This is a genomic window from Acidovorax sp. HMWF018 (genome assembly GCF_003061035.1).
In the GTDB taxonomy this organism is placed as follows: domain Bacteria; phylum Pseudomonadota; class Gammaproteobacteria; order Burkholderiales; family Burkholderiaceae_C; genus Acidovorax; species Acidovorax delafieldii.
Genome location: NZ_QAIM01000461.1, coordinates 1 through 2,125, shown reverse-complemented (window position 1 = coordinate 2,125; position 2,125 = coordinate 1). Strand labels below are relative to the sequence as shown.

Annotated in this window: 2 protein-coding genes and 1 pseudogene; all 3 read left to right on the top strand. The window is 66.9% G+C overall.

Annotated features, from left to right (window positions below; all coding sequences use genetic code 11):
• Window positions 1–753 (top strand): annotated as a pseudogene (locus DBR23_RS31150) (bifunctional salicylyl-CoA 5-hydroxylase/oxidoreductase); the annotation flags it as partial.
• Between the two features lie 6 nt (window positions 754–759).
• A complete protein-coding gene (locus tag DBR23_RS19315) occupies window positions 760–1,239 on the top strand; it encodes a MarR family winged helix-turn-helix transcriptional regulator (RefSeq protein ID WP_108499282.1) in 480 nt (159 codons plus the stop codon).
• On the top strand, window positions 1,236–2,090 hold the full coding sequence (locus DBR23_RS19310) for an enoyl-CoA hydratase family protein (protein ID WP_108499281.1): 855 nt from the start codon (window positions 1,236–1,238) through the stop codon (window positions 2,088–2,090). The genes DBR23_RS19315 and DBR23_RS19310 overlap by 4 nt, the downstream gene beginning before the upstream one ends.
• The last annotated feature ends 35 nt before the right edge of the window (window positions 2,091–2,125 follow it).

The window sequence follows — 2,125 nt, the reverse complement described above, 5'->3', positions numbered from 1 at the left end:
GCGCAGAACCAGACGCCTGCCGCCATGACCCGTGCCGACATGGACCGCGTGACCGCCGCCTTTGTGGACAGTGCCCGCCGCGCCATGGCCTGCGGCTTTGACTGGCTGGAACTGCACTGCGCGCACGGCTACCTGCTGGCCAGCTTTATCAGTCCCGCCACCAACCAGCGCACGGACGACTATGGCGGCAGCCTGGACAACCGCTGCCGCTACCCGCTGGAGGTGCTGACCGCGCTGCGCGCCGTGTGGCCGGCCGACAAGCCGCTCTCCGTGCGTATCTCGGCCCACGACTGGCTCCCTGACGGAAATACTGCCGACGACGCCATCGCCATTGCGCGCTTGTTCAAGGCGGCAGGCGCAGACCTGATCGACGTGTCCTCCGGCCAGACCACGCGCGACTCGCGCCCCGTCTACGGCCGCATGTACCAGACGCCGTTTGCCGACCGCATCCGCAACGAAGTGGGCATTGCCACCATGGCCGTGGGCGCGATCACCGAGGCCGACCACGCCAACAGCATCATCGCGGCCGGCCGCTCCGACCTGTGTGCCATTGCCCGCCCCCACCTGGCCGACCCGGCCTGGACGCTGCACGCCGCCGCGCAGTTGAGCCCCGTGGCCGCAGCGCACACCGACTGGCCGGTGCAGTATCACAGCGGCCGCGACCAGATGCTGCGCGAAATTTCCAAGCAAAAGCAGGCACAAGCGCTAGTGAATCAAGCGCCAGAAGCTACAAAAATAGAAGCAATCGAGTAAACCCCCATGGACCTCGAAGCCCGCCTGCACGGCGCCGCCCCCAGCGAACATCCCGAAGCCCTGCGCCTGTGGCTGCGCCTGCTCACCTGCACCCAGCTCATCGAAAAGCAGGTGCGCAGCCATCTGCGCGCGCAGTTCGACACCACCTTGCCTCGCTTCGACCTGATGGCGCAGCTGGAGCGGGCGCCGGACGGCATGAAGATGAAGGAACTCTCGCGCCGCATGATGGTGACGAGCGGCAACATCACCGGCATCACCGACCAGCTCGTGGCCGAAGGGCTGGTCGAGCGCCTGGACGTGGAAGGCGACCGCCGCGCGTACCTGGTGCGCCTCACGCCGCAGGGCCGCGAGCAGTTCAACACCATGGCGCGCCAGCACGAGCAATGGATCGTCGAGGCCTTCGCCACGCTGGGCGAGCGCGACATCGCCACCTTGTACCGCCTGCTGGGCAAGGTGAAAGAACATACACAGGAGACAGCCGAATGAAGCACTACATCGGGGCGAGCAACCCCATGCGCGAGCAGTTCAACCCGCAGGCCAGCTATGTGGCCGAGCATTTCAGCTGGAGCTTTGCGGGCGGCGTGGGCACCGTCATGCTCAACCGCCCAGATCGCAAGAACCCGCTCACCTTCCAGAGCTATGCCGAGCTGCGCGACTTCTTCTACGCGCTGCGCTTTGCCACCGATGTGAAAGCCATCGTGGTCACGGGTGCGGGCGGCAACTTCTGCTCGGGCGGCGACGTGCACGAGATCATCGGCCCGCTCACCACCATGACCATGCCCGAGCTGCTGGAGTTCACGCGCATGACGGGTGACCTGGTGAAAGCCATGCGCGCCTGCCCGCAGCCCGTGCTGGGCGCCATCGACGGCATCTGCGCCGGTGCGGGCGCGATGATGGCGCTGGCCTGCGACATGCGCTACGGCACCGAGGCCACCAAGACCGCCTTTTTGTTCACCCGCGTGGGCCTGGCCGGTGCCGACATGGGCGCCTGCGCACTGCTGCCGCGCATGATCGGCCAGGGCCGCGCCAGCGAACTGCTGTTCACCGGCCGCGCGATGACGGCGCACGAGGGTCTCGCCTGGGGCTTCTTCAACGATTTGTATGAGAGCGCTGACCTGCTGGCCAACGTGCAGGCCACGGCGCGCACGCTGGCCGACGGTCCCACCTTCGCCCACGGCATGACCAAGACCATGCTGAGCCAGGAGTGGAGCATGACCATCGAGCAGGCCATCGAAGCCGAAGCGCAGGCCCAGGCCATCTGCATGCAGACCGAAGACTTCCGCCGCGCCTACGAAGCGTTCGCCGCCAAGCAAAAGCCCGTGTTCCAGGGAGATTGAACCCATGCACGTTGCAACGCCCCCGGCCCCCCGCC

Excerpts from the sequence above, each read along its gene's own strand:
- DBR23_RS19310 (WP_108499281.1), top strand. The coding sequence starts at position 1,236 with ATGAAGCACTACATCGGGGCGAGCAACCCCATGCGCGAGCAGTTCAAC.
- DBR23_RS19315 (WP_108499282.1), top strand. The coding sequence starts at position 760 with ATGGACCTCGAAGCCCGCCTGCACGGCGCCGCCCCCAGCGAACATCCC.